The 26833-nt window shown below is 72.1% G+C and carries 21 protein-coding genes and 1 pseudogene; 14 read left to right on the top strand and 8 right to left on the bottom strand.

The features are described 5' to 3' along the window. Window positions 1-81: 81 nt before the first annotated feature. A complete protein-coding gene (gene ybaK / locus O7601_RS02655) occupies window positions 82-561 on the bottom strand; it encodes a Cys-tRNA(Pro) deacylase (RefSeq protein ID WP_281564710.1) in 480 nt (159 codons plus the stop codon). Window positions 562-840: 279 nt separating this feature from the next. On the opposite strand from ybaK, the gene O7601_RS02650 reads away from it, so the two are divergent. Then, window positions 841-2025 (top strand): methyltransferase domain-containing protein, encoded by a 1185-nt coding sequence (locus O7601_RS02650; RefSeq protein WP_281564709.1) that lies wholly within the window; start codon window positions 841-843, stop codon window positions 2023-2025. Window positions 2026-2238: 213 nt separating this feature from the next. Here the strand turns inward: O7601_RS02650 and O7601_RS02645 are convergent, their stop codons facing one another. After that, the gene (locus tag O7601_RS02645; protein ID WP_281564708.1) at window positions 2239-2430 is read right to left on the bottom strand and encodes a DUF397 domain-containing protein; all 192 of its coding nucleotides are present in this window, start codon (window positions 2428-2430) and stop codon (window positions 2239-2241) included. Continuing rightward, complete coding sequence (locus O7601_RS02640) at window positions 2421-3221, bottom strand: helix-turn-helix transcriptional regulator (RefSeq protein ID WP_281564707.1); 801 nt, start codon at window positions 3219-3221, stop codon at window positions 2421-2423. Before O7601_RS02640 ends, O7601_RS02645 begins: the two co-directional genes overlap by 10 nt. A gap of 360 nt (window positions 3222-3581) precedes the next feature. Here O7601_RS02640 and groES point away from each other — a divergent pair, with 360 nt between their 5' ends. The 3 genes from groES (at window position 3582) to O7601_RS02625 (ending at window position 7554) form a co-directional block, all read left to right on the top strand. Then, window positions 3582-3896: a co-chaperone GroES gene (groES, locus tag O7601_RS02635; protein ID WP_089155197.1), complete on the top strand. Its 315-nt coding sequence runs from the start codon at window positions 3582-3584 to the stop codon at window positions 3894-3896. A 72-nt stretch (window positions 3897-3968) separates the two neighbouring features. Beyond that, window positions 3969-5618, top strand: a complete 1650-nt coding sequence (groL, locus tag O7601_RS02630) for a chaperonin GroEL (RefSeq protein WP_281564706.1) — start codon at window positions 3969-3971, stop codon at window positions 5616-5618. Between the two features lie 220 nt (window positions 5619-5838). Continuing rightward, window positions 5839-7554 carry a sulfite oxidase gene (locus O7601_RS02625; RefSeq protein WP_281564705.1) on the top strand — a complete coding sequence of 572 codons (1716 nt, stop codon included), beginning with the start codon at window positions 5839-5841 and terminating at the stop codon, window positions 7552-7554. Window positions 7555-7769: 215 nt separating this feature from the next. Here O7601_RS02625 and O7601_RS02620 read toward each other — a convergent pair whose 3' ends face one another. Further along, complete coding sequence (locus O7601_RS02620; RefSeq protein WP_093405453.1) at window positions 7770-8153, bottom strand: WhiB family transcriptional regulator; 384 nt, start codon at window positions 8151-8153, stop codon at window positions 7770-7772. Between the two features lie 253 nt (window positions 8154-8406). Between O7601_RS02620 and O7601_RS02615 the strand changes: the two genes are divergently transcribed. Then, the gene (locus O7601_RS02615) at window positions 8407-9207 is read left to right on the top strand and encodes a helix-turn-helix transcriptional regulator (protein ID WP_281564704.1); all 801 of its coding nucleotides are present in this window, start codon (window positions 8407-8409) and stop codon (window positions 9205-9207) included. A gap of 189 nt (window positions 9208-9396) precedes the next feature. Here O7601_RS02615 and O7601_RS02610 read toward each other — a convergent pair whose 3' ends face one another. After that, entirely contained in the window at window positions 9397-9807 is a 411-nt protein-coding gene (locus O7601_RS02610; protein WP_281564703.1) for a DUF5319 family protein, read from the bottom strand. Between the two features lie 194 nt (window positions 9808-10001). Between O7601_RS02610 and guaB the strand changes: the two genes are divergently transcribed. The 4 genes from guaB (at window position 10002) to O7601_RS02590 (ending at window position 16038) form a co-directional block, all read left to right on the top strand. Beyond that, window positions 10002-11564 (top strand): IMP dehydrogenase, encoded by a 1563-nt coding sequence (guaB, locus tag O7601_RS02605; RefSeq protein WP_281564702.1) that lies wholly within the window; start codon window positions 10002-10004, stop codon window positions 11562-11564. Between the two features lie 64 nt (window positions 11565-11628). After that, window positions 11629-12747 carry a GuaB3 family IMP dehydrogenase-related protein gene (locus O7601_RS02600; RefSeq protein ID WP_281564701.1) on the top strand — a complete coding sequence of 373 codons (1119 nt, stop codon included), beginning with the start codon at window positions 11629-11631 and terminating at the stop codon, window positions 12745-12747. Between the two features lie 190 nt (window positions 12748-12937). Next, window positions 12938-14302 (top strand): M1 family metallopeptidase, encoded by a 1365-nt coding sequence (locus O7601_RS02595; RefSeq protein ID WP_281566771.1) that lies wholly within the window; start codon window positions 12938-12940, stop codon window positions 14300-14302. A 266-nt stretch (window positions 14303-14568) separates the two neighbouring features. Further along, entirely contained in the window at window positions 14569-16038 is a 1470-nt protein-coding gene (locus O7601_RS02590; protein WP_281564700.1) for a M1 family metallopeptidase, read from the top strand. 51 nt (window positions 16039-16089) lie between these two features. On the opposite strand, the gene O7601_RS02585 is transcribed toward O7601_RS02590, so the two are convergent. Beyond that, window positions 16090-17202, bottom strand: coding sequence for an LCP family protein (locus tag O7601_RS02585; protein ID WP_281564699.1), 1113 nt, complete (start codon window positions 17200-17202; stop codon window positions 16090-16092). 277 nt (window positions 17203-17479) lie between these two features. Here O7601_RS02585 and O7601_RS02580 point away from each other — a divergent pair, with 277 nt between their 5' ends. Next, window positions 17480-19165, top strand: coding sequence for a GMC family oxidoreductase (locus O7601_RS02580; protein ID WP_281564698.1), 1686 nt, complete (start codon window positions 17480-17482; stop codon window positions 19163-19165). Between the two features lie 207 nt (window positions 19166-19372). Then, window positions 19373-20929: a glutamine-hydrolyzing GMP synthase gene (guaA, locus tag O7601_RS02575; RefSeq protein WP_281564697.1), complete on the top strand. Its 1557-nt coding sequence runs from the start codon at window positions 19373-19375 to the stop codon at window positions 20927-20929. A gap of 246 nt (window positions 20930-21175) precedes the next feature. Here the strand turns inward: guaA and O7601_RS02570 are convergent. Next, window positions 21176-21517 (bottom strand): annotated as a pseudogene (locus tag O7601_RS02570) (PspC domain-containing protein); the annotation flags it as partial. Window positions 21518-21661: 144 nt separating this feature from the next. On the opposite strand from O7601_RS02570, the gene O7601_RS02565 reads away from it, so the two are divergent. From O7601_RS02565 to O7601_RS02555, 3 genes are all read left to right on the top strand, one after another. After that, window positions 21662-22609, top strand: coding sequence for an NUDIX hydrolase (locus tag O7601_RS02565; protein ID WP_281564696.1), 948 nt, complete (start codon window positions 21662-21664; stop codon window positions 22607-22609). A gap of 168 nt (window positions 22610-22777) precedes the next feature. After that, entirely contained in the window at window positions 22778-23704 is a 927-nt protein-coding gene (locus O7601_RS02560) for an NUDIX domain-containing protein (RefSeq protein ID WP_281564695.1), read from the top strand. Between the two features lie 361 nt (window positions 23705-24065). Continuing rightward, complete coding sequence (locus tag O7601_RS02555) at window positions 24066-25013, top strand: CDP-alcohol phosphatidyltransferase family protein (RefSeq protein WP_281566770.1); 948 nt, start codon at window positions 24066-24068, stop codon at window positions 25011-25013. A gap of 193 nt (window positions 25014-25206) precedes the next feature. Here O7601_RS02555 and O7601_RS02550 read toward each other — a convergent pair whose 3' ends face one another. Further along, on the bottom strand, window positions 25207-26454 hold the full coding sequence (locus O7601_RS02550) for a phosphatidylserine decarboxylase (protein WP_281564694.1): 1248 nt from the start codon (window positions 26452-26454) through the stop codon (window positions 25207-25209). Window positions 26455-26833: the final 379 nt, after the last annotated feature.

Genomic DNA, 26833 nt, shown 5'->3' with positions numbered 1-26833 from the left:
GCAACGCCAGCGACACCTCGCCGCCACCGTGCCTGCGACGGCCCTGGTGTCCGGGTCGCCGGTCGGTGGGTACGGGTCGGGTCAGGGGCTGGCGAGCGGGGCGAACCGGGCGTCGGTGAGGGCGGCCAGGTCGGCCGGAGCCAGCTCCACCTGGAGCCCCCGGCGGCCGGCCGAGACGTACACCGTCGGATGCTTCAGGGCGGAGACGTCGAGGACCGTGGGCAGGCGTCGCCGCTGGCCCAGCGGGCTGATCCCGCCGCGTACGTACCCGGTGGCCCGCTCGGCCGTCGCCCGCTCGGCAAGCGTGGCCCGCTTGCCGCCCACGGCCGCCGCCAGCGCCTTGAGGTCGAGATCGCCGGTGACCGGCACCACCGCCACCGTCAGTGCCCCGTCGACCTCGGTGACCAGGGTCTTGAAGACCCGCTCGGGCGTCACCGCGAGCGCGGCGGCGACCAGCGCGCCATAGTTGGGCTCATCAGGCGAGACATCGTACGGATGGGTGCGATGGTCGACCTTCCGCTTGGCCAGCAGCATGGTCGCCGGGGTGCCACGTCCCGCCATGCCCGCCAACGTAGCCCCGGTCCGTTGCCCGAGCCAGCGCCTTCTCATCCGGTGGTTCGGTGCCGGGGCGCCTTCCGGGGCGACCGAAGGCGGGCGACCGGAGGCCCAACATGCCGCAAGTCGCGCCCTCTGGCCGACGTGAGGGCCCAGGATGCCGCAAGTCGCGCCCTCTGGCCGACGTGAGGGCCCAGGATGCCGCAAGTCGCGACCGGCATGCCCGGCGAAAGGCCGGCCTGGGCCTCGGCGGGGCAGGTGGGGGCGGGGCGGAAGAATAGGCGGGTGGATCTGGAGCAGTTCGCCGCGTTGCGTACGCCCGAGGGGTTGGCCGCGCTCGACACGGCAGCCGGGGTGGCCGGCGGTGATCCGCTGGCCGCGGCGGTGGCGCTGCGCTCTGCCGGGGTGCCCGGCGGGCTCGCGGCGGCGGCGCTGACCCAGGCCGAGCTGCGCCGCCGGGCGACCGGCAAGTTCGGGCCGGCGGCGGCCGGCATGTTCTTCACCCGGCCGGGCCTGGAGCAGGCAACCCGGCGGGTCGTCGCCGACCGGCGGGCCCGGCGGCTGCGCGCCGCCGGCGTGCGCACACTTGCCGACCTGGGCTGCGGGCTGGGCGCCGACGCGCTCGCCGCCGCCCGCGCCGGCATCCGGGTGTACGCGGTGGAGGCGGACCCGCTCACCGCTGCGCTGGCCGAGGCGAACGCCCAGGCCGCCGGGCTGGCCGACCTGGTCACCGTCGAGTGCGGCGACGCGACGGCGTTCGACGTGACAGGGGTCGAGGCGGTCTTCTGCGACCCCGCCCGACGCCGAGCCGGCACCGGTCGCCGGATTTTCGACCCGAACTCGTACTCACCGCCGTGGGACTTCGTGACCGGCCTGGCCGGACGGGTGCCGCGCACGGTGGTGAAGGTCGCGCCGGGGATCGATCACGCGCTGATCCCGCCTGGCGCGGAGGCGGAGTGGGTGAGCGTGGACGGCGACCTGGTCGAGGCGGCCCTCTGGTGCGGCGAACTGGCCGATTTCCCCCGCCGCGCGACCGTGCTGACCGGGGAGTCGGTGCACCGGCTCGCGGGGTCGGGCACCCGCGAGGCGCCGGTCGGGGCGGTGCGGCGCTTCGTGTACGACCCCGATCCGGCGGTGGTGCGCGCACACCTGATCGCCGAGCTGGCTGCCGACCTGGACGCCACCCTCGCCGACCCGACCATCGCCTACCTCTACGCCGACACGGCCCAGCGCACGCCGTATGCCCGCTGCCTGGAGGTGACCGACGTGCTGCCGTTCTCCCTCAAGCGGCTGCGGGCGCTGCTGCGGGAACGGCGGGTCGGCCGGGTGGAGATTCTCAAGCGCGGCTCCGCGCTGGAGCCCGAGCGGCTCCGGCGCGACCTGCGGCTAAGCGGCAACCAGCCGGCGAGCCTGGTGCTCACCCGGGTCGCCACCGCCCCGACGGTCCTGGTCTGCCGCCCGGTGGCCTGAACCCCGCCGCGCTGGCCGGGCCGCGGTGCGAGCTGTCATGTGCAGCCGGCGGGCGCGGGTTGCGGCATCCTGGGCTGTCAGCTCGGCGGGAGACCGCGTCATGCCGCAACTCGCGCGTCCCCAGCGCGGGAGGGCGCGCGACTGCATGGCGAGCCCAGCCGGGTGGGGCGGGGCCGGGTCGGCGCAAAGGGGGGAGGGGCGGGTCGGGGTTGGTCAGCGGGTGGGGGCGTGGGGGGCGATGAAGGCGCGCCAGGCGGCGGGGGTGAAGGCGAGCACCGGGCCGGCCGGGTCCTTGCTGTCGCGTACGGCGACCAGGCCGGGCAGGTTGTCGGCGACCTCGACGCAGGCGCCGCCGTTGCTGTTGCTGCGGGAGGACTTGCGCCAGGCGGCGCGGGTCAGGTCCATGACTTCGCCACTTCCTCGATCAGGCGGGCGGACTGCCGGCGCGGCAGCGCCTCACCGGCCACAGTCTCCCAGTGTCGCCCCAGGGCGGCAAGCTCGTTCGGGCTGTCCACGGTGTGCCCCCGGAGCTGGTTGTCCAGGTGGGCCACCTCGGTGCCGTCGGCCAGCCGGGCCAACACGAAGGGACCGTTGAGTCCGATGTACCACGGGGTCTCGGCCGGGACGATCCGCACCTGGATGTGCGGGCGGTCACTGACGGCCAGCAGGTGCTCCAGTTGCTCGCGCATGGTCGCGCGCTCACCGACCTGCCGGCGCAGCGCCTGCTCGTCCAGCACCGCGACGAGCTGCGGTGGCTCCTCGCGGGCGAGCACCTCCTGCCGGGCCATCCGGGCCAGCACCCGCTTCTCGATCTGCTCGTCGGTGAGCGGCGGGCCGGCCCGGAGCATCGCCCGCGCGTACGCCTCGGTCTGGAGCAGGCCCGGCACCACGGCCGGGTCGTACCAGCGCAGCGCGACCGCCTCCCGCTCGATCTCGCCCCACGGCCGGAACCAGTCCGGCTCGGCGTGCAACCGGATCAGCTCCAGCATGCCGACGAAGAGCCCGCCGGTCTCCAGCATCTTGTCGACCCGGGCCAGGTAGTCGGCACTGAGCTGGTTCGGGCCGATCTCCATCGCGCTCACCGCCGAGGTGGAGTAGTTGATCATCTTGCTCAGCTCCTCCTGGCTGAGCCCGCGTACCTTGCGGGCCCGACGCAGCTGGTCGCGCAGGAAACCCAGGGTTGGTACGTCCGCCATCTGTCCGCCCTCCGTGACGTGGTCGCGCCGGAGAGTAAGGGCCGGGCGCTCGGCGGGGAAGTGACTGTCGGCGTGTTGCGGTAAACGCTGGCGAACGACGCCGGAAGAGTGGGTAGAAAGTGGCGGAGGAGCGGCGACACGAGGGCGGCGGATTGGCACTCTCCTTGACGGAGTGCTAGCCGAGGAATAACCTGCGATTAGCACTCTCACCCTGAGGGTGCCAACCTCCGGGCCCTGGTGTCCGGGGGTTGAACGCCAGGCGGACCGGCACCCGCGACGACGGCCCCGCCCGGTGGCATGTGGCAGATTGACGCCGATCGGCATGCCGATCGGCAACGAAACCAAGTACCCCAGGAGGGTATGCCCGTGACTACCGCGACCAAGGTTGCGATCAAGCCGCTCGAGGACCGCATCGTGGTCCAGGCGAACGAGGCCGAGACCACCACCGCCTCGGGCATCGTGATCCCCGACACCGCCAAGGAGAAGCCGCAGGAGGGCACCGTCCTCGCTGTCGGCCCGGGCCGGATCGACGACAAGGGCAACCGCGTGCCGATCGACGTCTCCGTCGGCGACACCGTTCTCTACTCGAAGTACGGCGGCACCGAGGTCAAGTACGCCGGCGAGGAGTACCTGGTGCTCTCCGCCCGCGACGTCCTCGCGGTCATCGAGAAGTAAGACAGACCGATCAGTGTCGTTGCCCCGGTCCGGCTCGCCGGGCCGGGGCAACGTCGCTTCGAAGGGACATTCATGGCGAAGATCCTGAGCTTCTCGGACGACGCCCGGCACCTGCTGGAGCACGGTGTCAACGCGCTCGCTGACGCGGTCAAGGTCACCCTCGGGCCGCGCGGGCGCAACGTCGTCCTCGACAAGAAATTCGGTGCACCGACGATCACCAACGATGGTGTGACCATCGCCAAGGAGATCGAGCTCACCAACCCGTACGAGAACCTCGGCGCGCAGCTGGTCAAGGAGGTGGCGACCAAGACCAACGACGTCGCCGGCGACGGGACCACCACCGCGACCGTGCTCGCCCAGGCCATGGTCCGCGAGGGCCTGCGCAACGTCACCGCGGGCGCCAACCCGGCCGGCCTCAAGCGGGGCATCGACGCCGCCGCCACCAAGGTCTCCGAGGCGCTGCTCGGCAAGGCCGTCGAGGTCTCCGACAAGAAGTCGGTCGCGCACGTCGCGACGATCTCCGCGCAGGACGCCACCATCGGCGAGCTGATCGCCGAGGCGATGGAGAAGGTCGGCCGCGACGGTGTGATCACCGTCGAGGAAGGCTCGGCCCTGCACACCGAGCTGGACGTCACCGAGGGTCTCCAGTTCGACAAGGGCTTCATCTCGCCGAACTTCGTCACCGACGTGGAGTCGCAGGAGTCCGTCCTGGAGGACGCGTACATCCTGATCACCACGCAGAAGATCTCGGCGATCGAGGAGCTGCTGCCGCTGCTGGAGAAGGTTCTCCAGAACAACAAGCCGCTGCTCATCATCGCCGAGGACGTCGAGGGGCAGGCGCTGTCCACCCTGGTGGTCAACGCCATCCGTAAGACCATAAAGGTCTGCGCGGTCAAGGCGCCCGGGTTCGGTGACCGCCGCAAGGCGATGCTCCAGGACATGGCGATCCTCACCGGCGCCGAGCTGGTCGCCCCGGAGCTGGGCTACAAGCTCGACCAGGTCGGCCTGGAGGTGCTGGGCAGCGCCCGGCGCATCGTGGTCGACAAGGAGAACACCACGGTCGTCGAGGGTGGCGGCCAGGCCAGCGAGGTGGCCGACCGGGTCGCGCAGATCCGCAAGGAGATCGAGGCCTCGGACTCCGACTGGGACCGGGAGAAGCTCGCCGAGCGGCTGGCCAAGCTCTCCGGCGGTGTCGCGGTGGTCAAGGTCGGCGCGGCCACCGAGGTCGAGATGAAGGAGCGCAAGCACCGCATCGAGGACGCCATCGCCGCGACCAAGGCCGCTGTCGAGGAGGGTACGGTGCCCGGCGGCGGTGCCGCCCTGGCGCAGATCCTGTCGGTGCTCGACGACGACCTCGGCTTCACCGGCGACGAGAAGGTCGGCGTGTCGATCGTGCGTAAGGCGCTTGTCGAGCCGCTGCGCTGGATCGCCCAGAACGCCGGCCACGACGGCTACGTCGTCGTGCAGAAGGTCGCCGGCAGCGACTGGGGCCACGGCCTCGACGCCGCCGTCGGTGAGTACGTCGACCTGACCAAGGCCGGCATCATCGACCCGGTCAAGGTGACCCGCAACGCGGTCACCAACGCCGCGTCGATCGCCGGTCTGCTGCTCACCACCGAGAGCCTGGTGGTGGAGAAGCCGGCCGAGCCGGAGCCCGCCGCGGGTGGCCACGGCCACTCGCACGGCCACGGTCACAGCCACCAGCACGGCCCCGGCTTCTGAGCCTGCCGTACGCCGGACGTGGGGCGCACCGTCGACGACGGTGCGCCCCACGCGCGTGAGTGGGACGGTCGTGCGCCGGAGCCGGCGGCGGAGGCGGACCCCTCGGGACGTCGGACCCCTCGGGACGTCGGACCCGGTTCCGGGCCGGTGCGCGGTGACGAGAGGTTACGGAACGCCGACGGCGCTACCGGACCGGTGGCCGGTGGGAAACACTGGGCGGGTGAGCAGCACGACACCCCGGTTCGCGGCCCTGGCCGGCATCGCCGCCGCTGCGGCGGCCATCGGCACCGCCGAAGTGGTTGCCGCCCTGACCGGCCCCCGGTCGTCCCCGCTCGTCGCGGTCGGCGGTCTCGTCGTGGACACCGCCCCGGAGCCGGTCAAGCGGTTCGGCATCGAGGTCTTCGGCACGTACGACAAGATCGCCCTACTGGTCGGCACGGCGCTGCTGCTCGGCGGCTTCGCCGCCCTGATCGGCATGCTGGCCGCCCGGCGGCTGACGGTGGGCCTGGCCGGCATCGTCGTCTTCGCCGGGATCGGCGCGGCGGCGGCCCTGACCCGGGCCGGCGCGGACGCCGCCGACGTGCTCCCGTCGCTGCTCGGAGCGGCGGTCGGCGGGGTCGCGCTCTGGGCGTTCGTCGCCGGCCCGCTGGAACTCGACCCCTGGCCGTGGGCCCCACCGACGCCGTCCGGCCCGCCCTCCGTGGCCAATCCCGCCGTGCCCCCCGACCCGGATTCGGCCGGGACCGTCGGGGTCCCCGACGGGACGACGACCGACCCGACCGCGTCGGCCGGCAGTCCGTCGGCCCCGGGAAGCCCGCCGGCCGCCGGTGGCCCATCGGGCCCCGCAGGTCCCGGGCGGCAGGTCGACCCGGACTCGCGGCGGCGGTTCCTCACCGGGGTCGGGACGGTGCTCGGGGTGGCCGCCGTCGGGGGAGTGGCGGGGCGGTGGTTGGCCGGCCGCCAGGGAGTGTCGGCCGCCCGCGAGGCGATCACGCTGCCGGCCCCGGTCGCTGCCGCACCACCGGTGCCGGCCGGTGCCAACTTGTCCGTGCCCGGGCTGGCCAGCTACGTCACGTCGAACCGGAGCTTCTACCGGATCGACACCGCGCTTGTGGTGCCGCAGGTCGATCCGGAGACGTGGCGGCTGCGCATCCACGGCCGGGTCCGCAACCCGGTCACGCTGAGCTACGCCGATCTGCTCGCTCGGCCGATGGTGGAGCGGTACGTGACGCTGGCCTGTGTCTCCAACGAGGTCGGCGGCGACCTGATCGGCAACGCGCGGTGGCTCGGCGTACCGATCCGCGAACTGCTCGACGAGGTGGGGCCGCTGGACGGCGCCGACCAGGTGGTCGGGCGCTCGGTCGACGGTTGGACCTGTGGCACCCCGACCGCCGCGCTGCGGGACGGGCGGGACGCGCTGCTCGCTGTCGGCATGAACGGCGAGCCGCTGCCGGTGCAGCACGGCTTCCCGGTCCGGATGGTGGTGCCGGGCCTGTACGGCTACGTGTCGGCCTGCAAGTGGATCACCGAGATCGAGTTGACCAGTTTCGCCGATTTCGACGCGTACTGGGTGCCCCGGGGGTGGTCGGCGCAGGGGCCGGTGAAGACGCAGTCGCGGATCGACACGCCCCGCCCACGCAACCGCCCGGCCGCCGGCCCGGTCATGGTCGCGGGCGTCGCCTGGGCGCAGCACCGGGGCATCGACCGCGTCGAGGTACGCGTCGACGAAGGGCCCTGGCAGGAGGCCCAACTGGCGCCGACCATCTCGGTGGACACCTGGGTGCAGTGGTCATGGCAGTGGCAGGCGACCCCGGGGGAGCACACCCTCCAGGTCCGGGCGACGGACAGCACCGGCCAGACCCAGACCGCCCAACGGCAGGACGTCGCCCCCGACGGCGCGACCGGCTGGCACTCCGTCACCCTCACCGTCCCCTGACCCCGAGACCCCCACCCCCCACCCCCGCACCGCTTCCCCCCTGCGCCGGTCCCCACCCGCCCGGTTGATCATGAAGTTGTTGTCGCCCCCTCGGCGTGTCGATGACAACAACTTCATGATCAACGGGGCGGGAGTGGTGGGAGTGGGAGTGGTGGGAGTGGGTGGATAGGGTGACGCCGCGTCCGGGGCGGACGCGGCGTCGGTGGTGCGAGTGGTCAGGCGACGTTGCGCTGGATGGGCACCGTCGAACGGTGTGAGCTGCCCAGTCGGGCCTCCAGCCGGTTGATGTCGACGCGGGTCTGGCGACGGTCGGCGAGGTCCTCCCAGCCGACCGCGAGCAGTCGCAGTCGCTCGGACTCGCTGAAGCCGCCCCAGACGCCGTACGGCTCGCGTACCGCCAGGGCGTGCGCGGCGCACTCGGCGCGGACGGGGCAGGCACGGCAGACGGCCTTGGCGGAGGACTCCCGGCGTAGCCGGGACGAGCCCCGCTCGCCGTCGGGGTGGAAGAACTGGGCGCTGTCGCGGCCTCGGCAGGCACCGAGCCGCTGCCAGTCCCAGAGGTCGATGATGGGTCCGGGCAGTCTACGTACGTTCGACATCAGCACCCCTCCTCTCGCGCGGCACCGCGAGACAGCTTGTGGCCGGTTGTCCGGGCGGCGGGCCGCGCAGGCGCACCGTTCCCGGCCTGGCCACTCCCTACCCGGGCGTCCCTCGCCTCACACGTCTTTGATCCAGAACATCCGGCAGATTGCGGCATATGCCCTATCTGTCGGAAAAGTTGGGAGGATTGCCCGGAACCTCCTCCCGACCGGGGCTGGTCATGGTCTGCTCGTCAGCGGAGAGGAGATGCCTGTGCGTACCGTTCTCGTGTGCGTTCGAACGCCGCTCGCGGCGCAGCACCTGACCTCCGCGGCAGCGCGGTTGGGATTGTCGGGTGCCGTCCGGACGGCGGTCTCCGACCCCGAGGTGATGTTGCGGCTGGCTGAACGTCCGGCCGATGTGGTGCTCGCCGACACCGCGCTCACCCGCCCCGACAGCGTCGGCTTCGTCCGTCGGGTGCTGGCCCGCGCTCCGCAGGCCGCCGTCCTGCTGCTCGGCGCCGAGGAGTCCGAGGCGGCGGCGGCGACCATCGGCGCCGGGGCGCGAGGGCTGATCCAGGGGGTCGACCAGGATCTGACCAGCGCCGTCGCCAAAGCGTTGCTGCTGCTCGCCGCGCCCGGACGGACCAACCGGCACCGGATCGCTGACCCCGCCCGGGACGCCGCAGCGGTCGGCAGCCCGGCCCGCCCGGCGCCCGCTGGCCGCACCGGCGGCGATGCGCCCACCGCCTGGCCGGGTACGGACGCGGCGGGCGGTCCGGCGGTCGTGCCGGTGCAGCGGGGCGACGATCCCGCCGAGCCGGGTGCCGAGTCCGAGCCGGGCAAACCCACGTCGACAGCTCGAACCGACCGGTCCGCCATCGGCCTGACCGAGCGGGAGCTACAGGTGCTGCTCGGCATGGCCGAGGGCAAGAGCAACGCCGAGATCGGCCGGGAACTGTTCGTCTCCGAGGACACCGTGAAGACCCACGCCCGGCGGCTGTTCCGCAAGCTCGGTGCCCGCGACCGGGCGCACGCCGTGGCCGCTGGCTTCCGGGCCGGGCTGGTCGCGTAGCAATCCGGCCGGCCCGAGTCCGGCCGAGTTCGCCGGCCCGGACCGGTCTGGCCGAGCGGGCCGGTCTGGCCGAGCGGGCCGGTCTGGCCGAGCGGGCCGGTCTGGCCGAGCGGGCCGGTCTGGCCGAGCGGGCCGGTCTGGCCGAGCGGGCCGGTCTCACCGAGCGGGCCGGTCTGGAAGAACGTGGACTCAGCGGCCCGAGTCGGGCTCGTCCTCGGTGCCTTCGCTGAGGGTGTCGTGCACACCGTCGGCGTAACCCCGCGCGTAGTCCCAGGTGACGTAGTGGTCGGGGTCGGGATCGTAGGCCGGCTCGTGCACCCGTGGGCGCCCGGAGGTGAGCAGGTGCCGAAGGTTTCCCCGGAGCAGGTCCCAGTCGAAGTAGTGCGGCTCCCGGCAGTCCTCACACTCGATGACCAGCCCGCGTACGCCGATCGGCGCGAGCAGTGCCTGGTAGATCTCCAGGTCGGCGAGATCCTCCAGCACGTCCTGGCGCTCGACGTCGGTCAGTGGGTCCAGCGGCGCGTCGTCGTCGGGGGCGTCCAGGTCGGCCGCCGGATCGGTCGGGTCGCCGGTGAACGGGTCGATGGGATCGTCGTGCACCCCCTCACCGTAGTCCCCTGCCACCGCCGACGCGTGTCCCCCGGTCGCGCGAGCCGTTACCGGGGCCAGCGCCGCGCGGTTCAGGGGGTGAAAGCTTCAGTGGGTACGATGAGGCTGACACCCTCGCCCGGCGTTCGCCGGTGCCCCCGTGCCACCTCGCTGAAGCCCGGTTCGAGCAGCTCAGGAGAGCAATCGTGGAGAATTCGCCCCGTACCGACCTTTCCGCCGGCGTCGAGGGTGGCGAGCTGGGCGGCCATCTGCCCGAGCTGCCCGCCGGCTCGGCCAGGGTGGTGCCGCTGGGGCTGACCTTCGACGACGTGCTGCTCCAGCCGGGCGAGTCCGACGTGGTACCGAGCCGGGTGAACACGATCACCCGGCTGACCCGTAACGTCTCGCTCTCCATCCCGCTGCTGTCCAGCGCGATGGACACGGTCACCGAGGCCCGGATGGCGATCGCGATGGCCCGCCAGGGTGGCATCGGCGTGCTGCACCGCAACCTCTCGGTGGAGGACCAGGCGCTCCAGGTCGATCTGGTCAAGCGCTCCGAGTCGGGCATGATCACCAACCCGGTGACCGCGAGCCCGGACGACACCCTGCGCGAGGTCGACCAGCTCTGCGGGCGGTACCGCATCTCGGGCGTGCCGGTGGTGGACGCCCAGGGGCAGCTGGTGGGCATCGTCACCAACCGGGACATGCGCTTCGTCTCCGACCCGGCCCTGCCGGTCCGCGAGATCATGACCAAGGCGCCGCTGGTCACCGCCCGGGTCGGGGTGAGCAAGGACGAGGCGCTCGGCCTGCTGCGCCAGCACAAGGTCGAGAAGCTGCCGATCGTCGACGGCTCGGGCAAGCTGCGCGGGCTGATCACCGTGAAGGACTTCACCAAGAGCGAGCAGTACCCGAGCGCCACCAAGGACGAGGCGGGGCGGCTGCGGGTGGCGGCGGCCATCGGTGTCGGCGAGGACGCATACAAGCGTGCCCGGGCGCTTGTCGACGCCGGCGTCGACGTCATCATCGTGGACACCGCCCACGGCCACCAGCGCGCGGTGCTGGAGATGGTCAGCCGGCTCAAGAAGGACGTGGCCATCGACATCGTCGGCGGCAACGTGGCGACGTACGCCGGGGCGAAGGCCCTCGTCGACGCCGGTGCCGACGGCGTGAAGGTCGGTGTCGGGCCGGGTGCCATCTGCACCACCCGGATCGTGGCGGGCGTGGGCGTTCCGCAGATCACGGCGATCATGGAGGCGACCCGGGCGGCCCGCCCGGCCGGCGTGCCGGTCATCGGTGACGGCGGCATCCAGTACTCCGGCGACATCGCCAAGGCACTTGTCGCCGGCGCGGACACGGTGATGCTCGGCAGCCTGCTGGCCGGCTGCGAGGAGAGCCCCGGTGAGCTGATCTTCGTCAACGGCAAGCAGTTCAAGACGTACCGGGGCATGGGCTCGCTCGGTGCCATGCAGTCCCGTGGGCAGGCCAAGTCGTACTCCAAGGACCGCTACTTCCAGCAGGACGTGACAAGCGACGAGAAGCTGGTCCCGGAGGGCGTCGAGGGCCAGGTGCCGTACCGTGGGCCGTTGGCCCGGGTCGCCCATCAGCTGGTCGGCGGCCTGCGGCTGGCGATGGGGTACGCGGGTGCGGAGAACATCCCCGAGCTGCACCAGCGGGGTCAGCTCATCCGGATCACCGCGGCCGGGCTCAAGGAGAGCCACCCGCACGACATCCAGATGACCGTCGAAGCCCCCAACTACCACACCCGCTGACCCCCGCCCCCCACCCTCGAAGACATCTGGTCCCCCCACCCCCGGAAGACATCTGGAGTGCCCCATGCGTGACGTGGTCGAGATCGGGCTGGGCAAGACCGCGCAGCGCGGCTACCACCTGGACGAGATCGCCATCGTGCCGTCCCGCCGGACGCGGGACGTCGACGACGTCTCCACCGGGTGGCAGCTGGACGCGTACCAGTTCGGCATCCCGTGCGTCGGGCACCCCTCCGACGCGACGATGAGCCCGGCCTCGGCGGTCCGGCTCGGCCAGCTCGGCGGGCTCGGCGTACTCAACGTCGAAGGGCTGTGGACCCGTTACGAGAACCCGAGCAAGGTGCTGGAGGAGCTCGGCGGCCTCGACGAGGACGCCCGCGCCACCAAACGGCTCCAGGAGGTGTACGCCGAGCCGATCCGCCCGGATCTGATCACCGAGCGGGTCCGTGAGCTGCGCGACGGTGGCGGCACCGTGGCGGTGCGCGTATCACCGCAGCACACCCTGGCGCTGGCGCCGGTCATCCTCGACGCGGGCGTCGACATCCTGGTCATCCAGGGCACCATCGTCTCGGCCGAGCACGTCTCGACCACCGACGAGCCGCTCAACCTCAAGGAGTTCATCGCCGACCTCGACCTCCCGGTCATCGTCGGCGGTTGCACCGACTACAAGACGGCCCTGCACCTGATGCGCACCGGCGCCGCCGGCGTGATCATCGGCATCGGCGGGGACGAGTGGTCCACCACCGAGTCGGTGCTCGGCATCCGGGTACCGATGGCCACCGCGATCGCCGACGCCGCCGCAGCGCGGCGCGACTACCTCGACGAGACCGGCGGCCGGTACGTGCACCTCATCGCCGACGGCGACATCCGCACCTCCGGCGACATCGCCAAGGCCCTCGGCTGCGGCGCGGACGCGGTGATGCTGGGCGAGCCGTTGTCGCTGTGCGAGGAGGCGCCGGCCGGTGGGTCCTGGTGGCACTCGGCGGCCAGCCACCCGTCGCTGCCTCGCGGCGCCTTCGAGACCGCCGGTGAGCCCCTCGGCTCGATGGAGCGTCTCCTCTTCGGCCCCGCCGACGAGCCGGACGGCCAGCTCAACCTCTTCGGCGGCCTGCGCCGAGCCATGGCCAAGTGCGGCTACCGCGACCTCAAGGAGTTCCAGAAGGTCGGCCTGATCCTAGACCGCTGACCCCCCGCCCTCCCGCTCCGTCGATCATGCAGTTGTGGCACCCGGTTGGATGGGTAATGCCCGATTCGCCACGTGCCACAACTCCATGATCGACGGAGCGGGCGGCAGTAGGCTCGGGTTGGTGAGCAGCAGGGTTGGCAGGTGGTGGGGGGCCGGTGCGGCGGCGGTGGTCGTTGCCGTGGTGGCGGCGATGGTGCTGGTGGTCGGCGGCATTAGCGACCGGGAGGCGGCGGGACCGGGCGAGTTCCGGGCGGGCAGTGCCGACCTCGGCGACCCGTACGTGCCGGGCAGCGGCAACGGCGGGTACGACGTCGCCCACTACCGGCTCGGGGTGCGCTACGACCCGGCGGACGACCGGCTCACCGGCAGCGCCGAGATCACCGCGACCGCGACCCACGGACTGTCCCGCTTCAACCTGGACCTGTCCGGGTTGAAGGTCGACTCGGTGACCGTGGACGGTGCCTCGGCCGAGCACCGACGGAACGACGATGAACTGGTGGTCACCCCGGCCCGAGGGCTCGACTCCGGCAGCCGGTTCACGGTGGAGGTCGCCTACGGCGGCGTGCCCGAGGCGGACGCCGACGGTGTGCTGGGCAGTGGCGGCTTCCAGCACACCGACGACGGCGCGATCGCCCTCGGCCAACCGCACTCGGCGGCCACCTGGTTCCCGGTCAACGACCATCCGTCGGACAAGGCCACCTACGACCTCGCGGTGACCGTCCCGGACGGGCTCGCCGCGCTCAGCAACGGGGTGCCCGGGGAACGGACCAGCGCCGACGGCTGGACCACCTGGCGCTGGGCCGAGCGCTCACCGATGGCGAGCTACCTCACCACGCTGGTGATCGGCGACTACCGGGTGCAGACCGGCGAGCACGCCGGCCGGCCGATGGTCACCGCCGTGCCGGTTGGACTGCCGGCGACCGGGCCGGCGGCTGCCTCACTGGCCCGCACCGGTGAGATCGCCGACTTCCTGACCACCCGCTTCGGGCCGTACCCCTTCGAGTCGTACGGCGGCGTGGTGGTCTCCGACGGCCGGATCGGGTACGCGCTGGAGACCCAGTCCCGGCCGGTCTACGGACCGGGGTTCTTCCGGGGCGGCGAGCCGAACTACAGCGTGGTCGCCCACGAGTTGGCCCACCAGTGGTTCGGCAACAGTGTGGCGCTGGCCCGCTGGGGTGACATCTGGCTCAACGAGGGCTTCGCCAGCTACGCCGAGTGGCTGTGGGAGGAGCACGACGGCGGGCGCAGCGCCCACCGCAACTTCGAGATCCAGTACGCGGCCACCGACTGGTCCCGGCGCACCCTCGATCCCGGACCCGGTCAGATGTTCAGCACCGCTGTCTACAAGCGCGGGGCGCTGGCCGTGCACGCGCTGCGGCGTACCGTCGGCGATGACGCCTTCTTCGAGATGCTGCGGACGTGGACCAGCGAGCGTCGGGACGGCACGGCCACCACCGCCGACTTCGTCGCCCTGGCCGAGCGGGTCTCCGGGCGTGAGTTGGGCCCGTTCTTCGATGCCTGGCTGACCGGCACCGCCGCACCCGCCCTGCCCTGACGGGCTCAGCCGTCCCAACCATGCCCTGACAGCACCGCCGCACCCGCCCCCAACCCTGCCCTGACAGCACCGCCGCACCCGCCCCCAACCCTGCCCTGACGGGTGCCTCGTCCGCCCGACCAGTGTCGGCCGGCGAACGGCTCGCGGCCACTGCCGGATCGACGTTCTTCCAGTGATCACTTGATCGGTAGGCTGCGGCCTGCGATCGGACGGTCGGTCGCGCGGGCCGACGGTCGGTCGGTCACGTGTCACGGGGAGGACGTGCGATGACAGGTGTGCGGACGCACCTTCGGCGGAGCGTGGCTCTGCTGCTGGTGGGGACGTTGGGGCTGACCGGCTGTGATTCGGCCGCCCCGGAGGAGACAGAGCCGAGCGCGGCAACGCCGAGCGAGTCGGCGACGCCGGCACCGGACTTCCGACCCGGTGCCGCGGGGGCCGGGGATCCGTACTTCCCCAGCTACGGCAACGGCGGCTACGACGTCGCCGGCTACACGGTGAAGGTTCGCTACGACCCGGCGAAGGACCAGTTGAGCGGCGTCACCACGGTCCAGGCCAAGGCAACGGCCGACCTGTCGTCGTTCAACCTCGACCTGGCGCACCTGAAGGTCAGCGCGGTCACGGTGGACGGTGCGCCGGCACAACACCGGCAGGAGAAGAACGAACTGGTCGTCGCTCCGGCCGAGGGGCTGGTGTCCGGCCGGGACTTCACCGCCGAGATCACGTACGCGGGCAAGCCGAAGTCGCTGAAGAACGAGGCGGTCGGTGAGGGTGGCTGGCTGCACACCAGCGACGGCGCGATCGCGCTCGGCCAGCCCGAGTCGGCCAGCACCTGGTTCCCGGTGAACGATCACCCGTCGGACAAGGCCACCTACCGGTTCGAGATCACCGTCCCGAAGGGGCTGACCGCGATCAGCAACGGTGTTCCGGACGGCAAGACCAGCAGCGCCGGCTGGACCACCTGGCGCTGGGCCGAGAACACGCCGATGGCCAGCTACCTGAGCATGGTGGCGATCGGAAAGTTCCGGATCACCGAGGGCAGCCACAAGGGACGGCCGGTGTTCAACGCGGTGACCACGAAGGTCTCCAAGGGCGCAGCGGACGCGTCAATGGCCAAGACCCTCAAGGTGGCCGACTACCTGGAAACCGTCTTCGGCCCGTACCCGGTCGAGGCGTACGGCGGTGTGGTCGTGTCGGACGAGCGGATCCGGTACGCGTTGGAGACGCAGAGCCGGTCGGTCTACTCGGCGGGCTTCTTCCGGCGGGGCGAGAACACCGGCGTCGTCGCGCACGAGGTCGCCCACCAGTGGTTCGGCAACAGTGTGGCGTTGAGCCGGTGGCAGGACATCTGGCTCAACGAGGGTCTCTCGTCGTACGCCGAATGGTTGTGGGCCGAGCACACCGACGAGTTCACCGCGAAGGAGGCGTTCGAGATCCGGATGGCGCGGGTGCCGGCGGAGGTCTGGCGTACGCCGCCGGGCAAGCCGGGGGTGAAGAACATGTTCAGCGAGTCGGTCTACCAGCGCGGTGCGATGACGGTGCACGCGTTGCGGGTGTCCGTGGGCGACAAGGCGTTCTTCGAGATCCTCAAGACCTGGGCGCGGGAGAAGCGTGACGCCAACGGCACCACGGAGGAGTTCGTGGCGCTGGCGGAGCGGATCTCCGGTGAGAAGCTGAAGAAGCTCTTCGACGCCTGGCTCTACGGCAAGAAGAAGCCCGCCACGCCAAAGCGTCTCTAGGTGACCTTCCGCCACCGGGTGAGGCGTTTCATCGCCCGGTGGCGGGTCCGGTCAGCTCTTCACCTTCAGTTTCGGATTGTCGGCCAGGAACGCGTCGACTCTGCCGGCGCGCAGTTCGGTGAGGAAACGGCGGCCGACCGAGGTCAGTTCCTCGCCCCGGTAGGCGCTGCCCCGACCCACCGACGCGCCGGGCAGTCCGACCAGCGTGACCGCCCGCGGCGACAACGAGCCCAGGGCGTACGCGAAGTCCACGATCCGCGGGCCGCCGACGTAGAACAGTGCGTCGCCGAGCGCCGCGACCACCTGTTCGACCCGCTCGGGCTGCCGGGCCAGGTTCGCATCGAGGATCTTTCCGATCAGCGCCCGGATCAGCTGCTGGTGGTGGCGTTGCCGGGCGTAGTCACCACCGGGCAGGTAACGCTGGCGGGCGTAGTCGAGGGCCTGCCAGCCGTTGAGGTGCCGCTCGCCTGGTTCGTAGACCATCTGTGGCCCGATGTAGCCGCCCACCCCCGGGCCCGGCTTCCGGTGCTTGCCGTCGGGTTGCCGGTGCCGCGACACGACCCGCTGGTCGACGCGGATGTCCACGCCACCCAAACTGTCCACCAACTCGTCGAAGCCGCCGAAGGTGAGCACCGCGCCCGCGTCGATGCGCAGGCCGGTGTAGTCGCTTACGGTGCGGCGCAGCAACTCGTACCCCTGGGCGGGGTCGGGCCGCTTGGGACGGTCCGCTACCCGACTGCCGTAGCTCATCGCGTGGGTGAGCTTGGTCCGCCCACCCGGGTAGCCGGCGGGCTTGTAGGCCGGGATGTCCACCACCAGGTCGCGGGGGAGAGAGAAAAGGTACGCCTTGGACAGCCCCGCCGGCACGTGCAGCACGAGTACGGCGTCGGCGTGCGGCTCCCAGTCGGGCACGCTCACCCGGGTGTCCACCCCCACCAGCAGCAGGTTGAGCGGGCCGGTGATGTCGGCGCCCGGTGGCGGACTCGGGCTCGGGGTGGGGCTCGGGCTGGGCGACCCGCTCGGGCCGCCGGTGGCGGCGGTCGGCGTCCGGCGGTCGTCGCTACCGGTACGCGCCACCACCACGCCGATCACCGCGACCACCACCAGCGTGACCAGACCGGCCAGCACAAACGTCAACCGTCTCCGGTCTGCTCCGAGCATCATCCCCCGCCTCCTTAGCGCGTCTGTCGAATCCTGGCCGCCTGCGCCGCCGCCTGCGCCGCCGCCTGCGCCGCCGCCTGCGCCGCCGCCTGCGCCGCCGCCTGCGCCGCCGCCTCGGCTCGACGGAGGACTTCGACACCCGCCCTGGGTCGATATCGGTCCAACGCGTTGAACCGGGCTCATGGTTGCGTCCCGATCGGGCGAGACCGACGTGGTGCGGAGCATGATCGCGTGGAAACAGGGCCTGGCGCGAGATCTACTCACAAGTAATGATGCGTCCATGCGGTACGACGTGGTGGTCATCGGGTCGGGCTTCGGCGGCAGCGTCGCCGCTCTGCGGCTGGCCGAGAAGGGCTACTCGGTCGGCGTACTGGAGGCGGGCCGGCGGTTCGCCGACGACGAGTTCCCACAGACCTCGTGGCGGCTGCGTCGCTTCCTGTGGGCGCCGCGGCTGGGTTGTTTCGGCCTCCAGCGCATCACCCTGCTTCGGGCTGCCCACCGACGAGCCGGCGGCGGCGTGCTGGTGCTCTCCGGAGCCGGCGTCGGTGGAGGCTCGCTGGTGTACGCCAACACTCTCTACGAACCCCTGGACGCCTTCTACGACGACCCGCAGTGGCGGCACCTCACCGACTGGCGGGCCGAACTGGCCCCCCACTACGACCAGGCCAAGCGGATGCTCGGGGTGGCCACGTATCCGATCGCCACGGGGGCGGACCGGGCGATGCGGCGGGTCGCCGAGCGGATGGGAGCGCTGCACACCTTCCATGCCACCCCGGTCGGCGTGCACCTCGGCCGGCCGGGGGAGCGGGTCGCCGACCCGTACTTCGGCGGGGCCGGCCCGGAGCGTACCGGCTGCACCCACTGCGGGGCCTGCATGACCGGCTGCCGCGTCGGCGCGAAGAACACGCTTGTCAAGAACTATCTATGGCTGGCCGAACGGCTCGGCGTCCGGGTGCATCCGCTGACCACGGTGACCTCGGTCCGGCCGGCCGACGGCGGATACCAGGTGCACACCGAGCGCACCGGCGCCTGGCTGCGCCGCAGGTCGCAGGTGATCCACGCCGACCAGGTGGTCTTCGCCGCCGGCGCGCTGGGCACCCAGCGGCTGCTGCACGAAGGACGGGAACGGGGTCACCTGCCCGGCCTCTCGCCCCGGCTCGGCGAGCTGACCAGGACCAACTCGGAGGCGATCCTCGGTGCCTCGGTGCCGCGCCGACGGGCCCGGAAACGCGGCGTCGACTTCACCGAGGGGGTCGCCATCACCAGCTCGTTCCACCCGGATCCGCAGACCCACGTCGAGCCGGTGCGCTACGGCCGGGGCTCGAACGCGATGGGGCTGCTCCAGTCACTGCTTGTCGACGGTGGGCCGCACCGGCTGCGCCGGTGGCTCGGGCAGTTGCTCCGGCAGCCCCGGGTGGCCGCCCGGATGCTCTCCGTCCGACGCTGGTCGGAGCGTACGGTGATCGCCCTGGTGATGCAGTCGACCGACAACTCGCTGACGCTCCGGCTGCGGGGTCGCCGGCTCGTCTCCGGCCCGGGCCACGGCCGCCCCAACCCGACCTGGATCCCGGCCGGCAACGAGGCGGTCCGGTTGCTCGCCGAGGAGATCGACGGTACGCCGGGCGGCGCGCTGACCGAGCCGTTCGACATCCCGGTGACCGCGCACATCCTGGGCGGCGCGGCCATCGGCGCCACCGCCGCCGATGGCGTGATCGACCCCTACCACCGGGTGCACGGCCACCCCGGCCTGCACGTCGTCGACGGTGCCGCCGTCTCTGCCAACCTGGGTGTCAACCCGTCGCTCACCATCACCGCCCAGGCCGAGCGCGCCCTGTCCCTCTGGCCCAACAAGGGCGACCCCGACCCCCGTCCCGCCCCCGGCACCCCCTACCACCGCCTCGCCCCCATCCCTCCCCACCACCCCGCCGTCCCCCCACACGCCCCCGCCACCCTCCACCACCTTTGACAGCGCACACCACACCCCCACACCCCCACACCCCCACACCCCCACACCCCCACACCCCCGCGATCATGCATTTGTGGCACCTCGCAAAGGGCATGGAACGTGGCGAACCAGCTGCCATGACTGCATGATCGGCGCGTGCTGCGGTGGGGCGGGGTGGGCGGGGTGGGGGCGGGGGAGGGGGCGTCACGCTGGGTAGGATTGCCGGCTATGAGCCTGCCGCGTCCTGTCCTCGTGGTCGACTTCGGAGCCCAGTACGCCCAGCTGATCGCCCGCCGGGTACGCGAGGCGAACGTCTACTCCGAGATCGTTCCGCACACCATGCCCGTGGCCGAGATGCTGGCCCGCGACCCCGCCGCGATCATCCTCTCCGGCGGTCCGGCCAGCGTCTACGAGCCGGGTGCCCCGCAGGTCGACGACGGGCTGTTCACCGCTGGCGTGCCGGTCTTCGGCATCTGTTACGGGTTCCAGGCGATGGCCCGCTCCCTCGGCGGCACCGTGGCGCGCACCGGTGGCCGTGAGTACGGTGGCACCCCGCTGCGCCCCCGCCTGCTCGACCCCGGTGTGCTGCTCCGCGACCTGCCGGCCGACCTGCCGGTGTGGATGAGCCACGGCGACTGCGTGACCGAGGCGCCGGAGGGTTTCACGGTGACCGCGGAGTCGGCCGGTGCGCCGGTCGCCGCCTTCGAGGACATGACCGGTCGACGGGCCGGCGTGCAGTTCCACCCGGAGGTGGGGCACACCGCGTACGGGCAGGAGATGCTGACCCGCTTCCTCTACGAGATCGCTGGGATCGAGCCGACCTGGACCGCCGAGAACATCATCGACGAGCAGGTGGCCCGGATCCGCGAGCAGGTCGGCGACAAGGAGGTCATCTGCGGCCTGAGCGGCGGGGTGGATTCAGCGGTCGCCGCCGCGCTGGTGCACAAGGCCGTCGGCGACCAGTTGACCTGCGTCTTCGTCGACCACGGGCTGCTGCGGGCGGGCGAGGCCGAGCAGGTGGAGAAGGACTACGTCGCGGCCACCGGCATCAAGCTGAAGGTGGTCGACGCGGCCGACCGGTTCCTCGGCGCGCTAGCCGGGGTGACCGACCCGGAGCAGAAGCGCAAGATCATCGGGCGGGAGTTCATCCGGGTCTTCGAGGCTGCTGCCCGGGAGATCGCCTCGCACGGTGACGTCGAGTTTCTGGTGCAGGGCACCCTCTACCCGGACGTGGTCGAGTCCGGGGGCGGCACCGGTACCGCCAACATCAAGAGCCACCACAACGTCGGCGGGCTGCCCGAGGATCTGAAGTTCGCCCTGGTCGAGCCGCTGCGCACGCTGTTCAAGGACGAGGTCCGTACGCTCGGCCTCCAGCTCGGGCTGCCCGAGGCGATGGTCTGGCGGCACCCGTTCCCGGGTCCCGGCCTGGCCATCCGGATCATCGGGGCGGTCGACCGGGAGCGGCTCGACGTGCTCCGCCGGGCCGACTTCATTGCCCGCCAGGAACTCAGCGCCGCCGGTCTCGACCGGGACGTCTGGCAGTTCCCGGTGGTGCTGTTGGCCGACGTACGCAGCGTCGGGGTGCAGGGTGACGGGCGCAGCTACGGGCATCCCGTGGTGCTGCGCCCGGTCTCCAGCGAGGACGCGATGACCGCTGACTGGTCCCGGCTGCCCTACGACGTGATCGCCCGGATCTCCACCCGGATCACCAATGAGGTGGCCGAGGTGAACCGGGTGGTGCTGGATGTCACCAGCAAGCCCCCCGGCACCATCGAGTGGGAGTGACGCCGTACCGCTTCGGGGTGTGATGACAGCGCCTCACGCCGGTGGCTGAGGTGCCGGTCGCGGCGCCGGTTCCGGCGTCGTGCCGGTCTCTGACGTGGTATCCGGGCGGGCCGGCGGACCTTCAGGCCGGGCCGGGCCGCTGTCGGCAGGCGTCGACGGCTCGGGTCGTGCCGGCGGAGCGTCGGGGTGCGGGGTCGGCGATGCGGGCGGACTGGTTGCGGGCGGCCAGGTGGTCGGTGCCGCCGGTCCGGCGTGCGGCACCGGACCGGTCGGCCCGGGGAACGGCCAGGCGGGGTGCGGTGTGGTGGCCGGCTGCGGCGGCGTGCCGGCGGGTCCGTGCGGCGCACCGGGCGTCGGGTGCGGCCAGGCAGGTGCGCCGGCCGGCTCCTCGGGCATCAGGAACCACATGATCGGGTACGCGAGCGCGGCGATCCCGCCGGTCACCAGGGTGACGACGGCGAATGCCACCCGGACCAGGGTGGGGTCGACGCCGAAGTAGCGGCCGAGACCGCTGGCCACACCGGCGATCATCCGGTCGGTGGTGGGGCGGCGCAGCTGTCGGTACGGAGCGTGGGGTGTGGAAGTCATGTCTCCACAGTCCTCGTCGCTCAGCGTATCGACCTCGGTGACCGCCCCGATCCCTACCCTGAAGCCCATCTCAGGGGCGAGACATCAGTCAGGAATCCGACTCTTTTCCGCATCGGTAACGGGTGGCGGGGAGAATTTGGCTCCGTGACCACCATGCTGGAGCCGCTGCGCAGGATCGCGGCATACGCAGTCTGTACTGATTCCGTAGACCGAGTGCTGCTGGTCCGCGCATCGGAGCGCTCCGGCACCCCCGGCACGTGGTCCCTGCCCGGCGGGGCGGTCGACCACGGCGAGGACCCGCACCACACCGTCGTCCGTGAGACCGCCGCCGAGACCGGCCTGTCGGTGGCCGTCGCCAGCCTGCACGACGTGCTGGCCGACATGCGGGCACTGCCCGAGCGGGGCATCACCATCCACACCGACCGGTTGGTCTACCGGGTGTCGGTCCGGGGCGGCTCGCTCACCGACCGGGTCGACCGGCCCACCGACCTGGCCCGCTGGTTCACCCGGGAGGAGGCGGCGCGGTTGCCGCTCCGCTCGTTCACCGCCCGCGCGCTCGGGCTGCCCGCCTCGTCGGCGGACATCGTGCCGGACGAGCCGCCGGAGTTCCCCTCCTTCTACGCGGTACCCGGCCCGGACGGGCTGCACCGCGCGCAGCGCTTCGCCGCGTACGCCGTGGTGACCGACCCGGAGGGGCGGGTGCTGCTGACCCGGGTCTCCGACGGCTACCCGGGCGCCGGCTGCTGGCACCTGCCCGGTGGCGGCACCGACTACGGCGAGCAGCCGAGCGCGGCGCTGATCCGGGAGTTGGTCGAGGAGACCGGGCAGACCGGGCGGCTCGTCGGGTTGCTCGGGGTGGCCAGTCACCGGGATGCCGCCTCGCTCGGCCCCGAGGGCTACCCGATCGACTGGCACGGGGTGCGTGCCTTCTACCGAGTGGTGGTGGACCAGCCAGCCCCGCCCACCGTCGGTGACGTCGGCGGCTCCACCTGCGAGGCCCGCTGGTTCGCCCGGGAGGAACTCGGTGCCCTGCCCACCGACCGCCTCACCGAGGTGACCGCCGAAGCCGTCCAAGCCGCCCACCTAACCTGACCCACCCCACCCGCGCCCGCCTGCCCGCCTGCCTGCCCGCGCCTGCCTGCCTGCCCGCGCCGATCATGAAGTTATTGTTCCGACACGCCGCCGGCGAGGGCGATAACTTCATGATCGGCGCGGTTCTGTGGGCGCGGTTTTTGTGGGTGGGGTTTTGTGGGTGGGGGTATGGGGCGGGGGCTTGGGGTTGTGGAGCGGGTGCGGCGGGTGGGGGCGTACGGGGTGGTGCGGGACGCCGGGCGGCGGGTGCTGCTGGTGCGGGGATCCGCGCTGGCGGACTTTCCCGGGGTCTGGTCGCTGCCCGGTGGTGGGCTGGAGCACGCCGAACATCCCGCAGACGCGGTGGTCCGCGAGGTCACCGAGGAGACCGGGCTGACCGTCGAGGTGAGCGGGCTGCGCGCGGTCGTCGCGGACGTGGTGCCGTACCCGGATCTCGGGGTGGCCCTGCACACCGATCGGATGCTGTTCGACGTGACGACGGTCGGCGGACGGCTGGTTGCCGAGCGTGACGGCACCACCGACCTGGCCCGTTGGCTGACCCTGGACGAGGCGGCCGACCTGCCGCTGCTGCCGTTCACCGCCGAAGCGGTCGGTCTGCCGGTCGTTCCGCTGCCGTCCGGTGCCCTGCGCCGTCGAGAACCGTTCCCCGGTCCCGGGGCCAACCGCCGGCAGCGCTTCGGGGCGTACGGGGTGGTCACCGACCCGGACGGACGGGTGCTGCTGACGATGATCGCCGAGGGCTATCCCGGTGCGGGCCGGTGGCACCTCCCCGGCGGGGGCACCGATCACGGCGAACAACCCGTCACCGCGTTGCTACGGGAGCTGGTTGAGGAGTCCGGCCAACTGGGCCGGGTGACCGGGCTGATCGGGGTGGACAACCTGCACAACCCGGCGGCCCTGGGCCCGGAGGGGTACCCCATCGACTGGCACGGCGTCCGGGTCGTCTACCGGGTCGAGGTTGACCTGCCGACCGAACCGGCGGTGACCGAACTGGCCGGTGGCTCCACCGCTCATGCCGCCTGGTTCACCACATCTGAACTGCGGAATCTTCCGCTGACTGAGATCGCCGTGATGGCTCTGGAGGCACCGAGGTGACCTACGGTGGCGGTGCCGGGCTCCTCTTGCCACCGAGCCGGGGCGGACAACCTCCGGTACAGTCGAGGCAGGGCAGGCGTAGAAAACGGGCGAGTGTCCCGGATGGGAATAAGACGGCGGTTCGCGCGGTTAAGGGAGATATAAGTACCGCCGGCAGCTATCGCCATCCCCCACCCCCCTGTGCGATGGTGTACTCCGCAAAACGGCTGCCGGGCCAGGAAGGTCCGGCACGAGACAGCCGGACGCCCGCCACGTGGCGGTAAGCCGATCCGGTGATGGAGGAAGCGTGCCGAGAGCCCCATGGCGCCGGCGTCGTACGACTGACAGCCCGCGTCCCGCAGGGCGAAGCTGGACGGGCCCGCTGCGCCGCAGCGGCACCCTCGCCCGCCAGGTCCTGCTGGTTCGCGTCGGCCGCCGAGGTGCGGAAATGCACGGCGCGACCGACGTGTTGCCCGAGCCCCGCTATCAGGACCGCCCACGTCGCCGATACGGCCTCAGGCGGTCCCACCGCTCCGGGATGGAGACCATCGCCCCGGTCGGCTCGCTGGTCGGCCCGGTCACGGTCAACCCACCCGCCGCGCTGGCTCCGGCGCTTGGCGAGTCGACAGCGACACCGGTACCGCTGCTGCCGGGTGAGCGGACCCCGGCGCGACGGATGAAGTTCGCCCTGGTCAACGCCTGCACTCTGGCCAGCCTGCTGCTCGGCATCAACGCGATCTTCGTCGCCATGCAGGGCGAGGTGCGGCTGGCCGCGTTCCTCCTGATCGCCTGCGTCGCGTTCGACGGCCTGGACGGTGCGTTGGCCCGCAAGCTCGGGGTGTCCAGCCCGTTCGGCGCCCAGATGGACTCGCTGGCCGACATGTGCTCCTTCGGACTCGCCGCGCCCGTGGTGGTCTACGCGTCGCTGGCCGGTTCCGCGCCGACGGCCGCCGCCGCGGTGGCCGCCGCGCTCGTCGCCGCCTGCGCCGCCATCCGGTTGGCGAGGTTCAACGTCTCGCCGAGCGACGGACGGTTCTTCTCGGGCGTACCCACCACCATGGCCGCCGCCGTGCTCGCCCTGATGGTGGTGATCGGTATGCCGGTGCCGGGGGCGGTGCAGATCGCGGGGGTGGCCCTGCTCGCCTTCACCATGGTCAGCAGCTTCCCCTACGCCAAGCTCGCCCGCCTGGTCAAGCTGCCGCCGTGGGTCTGGCTCGCGCCGGTGGTCGGCGCGCTGATCGACGTCCGGCTCACCTTCGGACTGATCGTGGTCGGCTATCTGGTCAGCGGTCCGGTGCTCTGGCTGCGCCAGCGTCGCACCATCGTCTGACCCACTCCACTGCTGAAGAAGGGACGTCGCGGCTTGGCCGCGACGTCCCTTCTTCTTCGCCCCATCTCCGCCAGGCGGCACCCGACTCGCGGCATGTCGCGGCCTCCGGGCGGGCTGAGGGCCCAGGTTGCCGCAACCCGCGTGCGGGCTCACCCGCGTGCGGCCGTGACCCGCGCGCGGTCTCGTATTGGGGTCAGCGCCAGCGGGCGATCACCGTCGATCCACCGATCACCTTGTCGCCCGGGCCGACCAACGGTTCCGCGGCCTCTGCCGGCAGGTAGACGTCGGTACGCGAGCCGAAGCGGATCAGCCCGAACCGTTCGCCCCGGGCCAGCAACGCGCCGATCGGAGCGCGCTGCACGATCCGGCGGGCGATCAGGCCGGTCCGCTGGGCCACCACCACGGTGCCGTGGGTGGTGTCCAGCACCGTGTAGGCGGCCACGTTGTGCTCCGCGTCCGGTTTCATCGCGTTGACGAACCCGCCGTCGGCGACGAAGTAGTCGACCACCTTGCCGGCCACCGGGGAGCGGTTGACGTGCACGTCCAGCACCGACAGGAAGACGGCGATCCGGAGGAACTCGCCGTCGCCGAAGCGCTCGTCGGTCAGGCGCTGCACCGACAACACCTGCCCGTCGGCGGCGGCCACCACGGCCGACGGGTCCTCCGGCACGTCCCGCTGCGGATCCCGGAAGAAGGCCGCCACCGGCGCGGCGGCCAGTGCGGGCAGCAGCCAGAGCTTCGACTTCGGTCGGGCCAGTCGGGCCAGCGCGGCCAGCCCGAGGGCGATGCCGGCGGCGGCGACCCCGTTGGAGTCGATGTGCATGTCTCGGCTGAGCGGCACGCTCGACGGCCGGTACGCGGGCGCGAGCTGCTCCGCCGCAGCGACCTCGGCCGGGGTGAAGCGGAGCCGGTACACGCGTACCGGCGGCTTGTTGAGCAGCACCAGGTCGTTGCCGACGCCGTACAACGCGCCCTGCCGGTCCAACTCGGCGGCGGCGCCGGCGGTCCGGGCGACCGCGGTGGCGACGCTGAGCACCGCGCCGTCGGCCAGGTACTTGGTGAGCGTTCCGATGGTGGTGCGGGCCTCGTCGGCGGTGCCGGTGAACGCTTCGGCGGCGATGACCACCGCGGCGGCCTCCACCTCGGCGAGGCTGTCCACGACCCGGACCCGCTCGGCGACCCAGCGGCCCTGAGCGGTGACGTGCTCCCGCAGCGCCGTGGCGCTGACCCGTTCGGCGGGCACCAGGGTGAGGGTGTCGCCGGGCAGCAGCGCTTCGATCGCCGCGGTCAGCACCGCGGACTCCGGAGCCGCGCCGACCAGCAGGGCGGCCTTCGGTTCGTTGATCCGGGCAAGCTCGGAGACGAGGGTACGGGCGGCGCGCTCGCCGAGGCGGACCGGACCGGATCGGTCGGGCGTACGCACGGCGGGGGACTGGGTCATGTCGAACGGGCTCCTGACGGGTAGAGGCGACTGACGCGATGGCCACCGCCGGCGGCGAGGTCGGCCCGGCCACGGGCGGCCCGCGCGCCGACGACCCTAGGGGTTGCCCTGCGGCGCGGGCCGGCCAGCGCTGGCGGGAGCACACCGGCCAGCATAGGCGGCGAGCGACCGTGCCCGCACAGTCAGGCGTCGCGTCCCCGTCGGCCGGGCGGTGGCGTCTCGTCCGCCCCGCCGAACAGGTCCAGCGTGTGGTCCACCTGCGGATCCGGGTCGGCTGACCGTGCCGAGCTGACCTGGGCCGGCTCGCCCGTCGGGGTGTCGGCACCCGCCGGACCCGGAAGCGGATCGGCGGCGGTCTGCCCAGTGTCCGGTGCAGTGT

This window comes from Verrucosispora sp. WMMD573, assembly GCF_027497175.1.
Taxonomy (GTDB): domain Bacteria; phylum Actinomycetota; class Actinomycetes; order Mycobacteriales; family Micromonosporaceae; genus Micromonospora.
Note: the sequence above shows the minus strand (reverse complement) of the source record. Positions and strands in the feature narration are given on the sequence as shown.

Coding starts and splice junctions, on each gene's coding strand:
- O7601_RS02580 (WP_281564698.1), top strand. CDS start 17,480: ATGCGGTACGACGTGGTGGTCATCGGGTCGGGCTTCGGCGGCAGCGTC.
- O7601_RS02600 (WP_281564701.1), top strand. CDS start 11,629: ATGCGTGACGTGGTCGAGATCGGGCTGGGCAAGACCGCGCAGCGCGGC.
- O7601_RS02590 (WP_281564700.1), top strand. CDS start 14,569: ATGACAGGTGTGCGGACGCACCTTCGGCGGAGCGTGGCTCTGCTGCTG.
- O7601_RS02550 (WP_281564694.1), bottom strand. CDS start 26,454: ATGACCCAGTCCCCCGCCGTGCGTACGCCCGACCGATCCGGTCCGGTC.
- ybaK (WP_281564710.1), bottom strand. CDS start 561: ATGGCGGGACGTGGCACCCCGGCGACCATGCTGCTGGCCAAGCGGAAG.
- groES (WP_089155197.1), top strand. CDS start 3,582: ATGCCCGTGACTACCGCGACCAAGGTTGCGATCAAGCCGCTCGAGGAC.
- O7601_RS02585 (WP_281564699.1), bottom strand. CDS start 17,202: ATGATGCTCGGAGCAGACCGGAGACGGTTGACGTTTGTGCTGGCCGGT.
- O7601_RS02595 (WP_281566771.1), top strand. CDS start 12,938: ATGGTGCTGGTGGTCGGCGGCATTAGCGACCGGGAGGCGGCGGGACCG.
- guaA (WP_281564697.1), top strand. CDS start 19,373: ATGAGCCTGCCGCGTCCTGTCCTCGTGGTCGACTTCGGAGCCCAGTAC.
- O7601_RS02640 (WP_281564707.1), bottom strand. CDS start 3,221: ATGGCGGACGTACCAACCCTGGGTTTCCTGCGCGACCAGCTGCGTCGG.
- groL (WP_281564706.1), top strand. CDS start 3,969: ATGGCGAAGATCCTGAGCTTCTCGGACGACGCCCGGCACCTGCTGGAG.
- O7601_RS02560 (WP_281564695.1), top strand. CDS start 22,778: ATGGGGCGGGGGCTTGGGGTTGTGGAGCGGGTGCGGCGGGTGGGGGCG.
- O7601_RS02620 (WP_093405453.1), bottom strand. CDS start 8,153: ATGTCGAACGTACGTAGACTGCCCGGACCCATCATCGACCTCTGGGAC.
- O7601_RS02645 (WP_281564708.1), bottom strand. CDS start 2,430: ATGGACCTGACCCGCGCCGCCTGGCGCAAGTCCTCCCGCAGCAACAGC.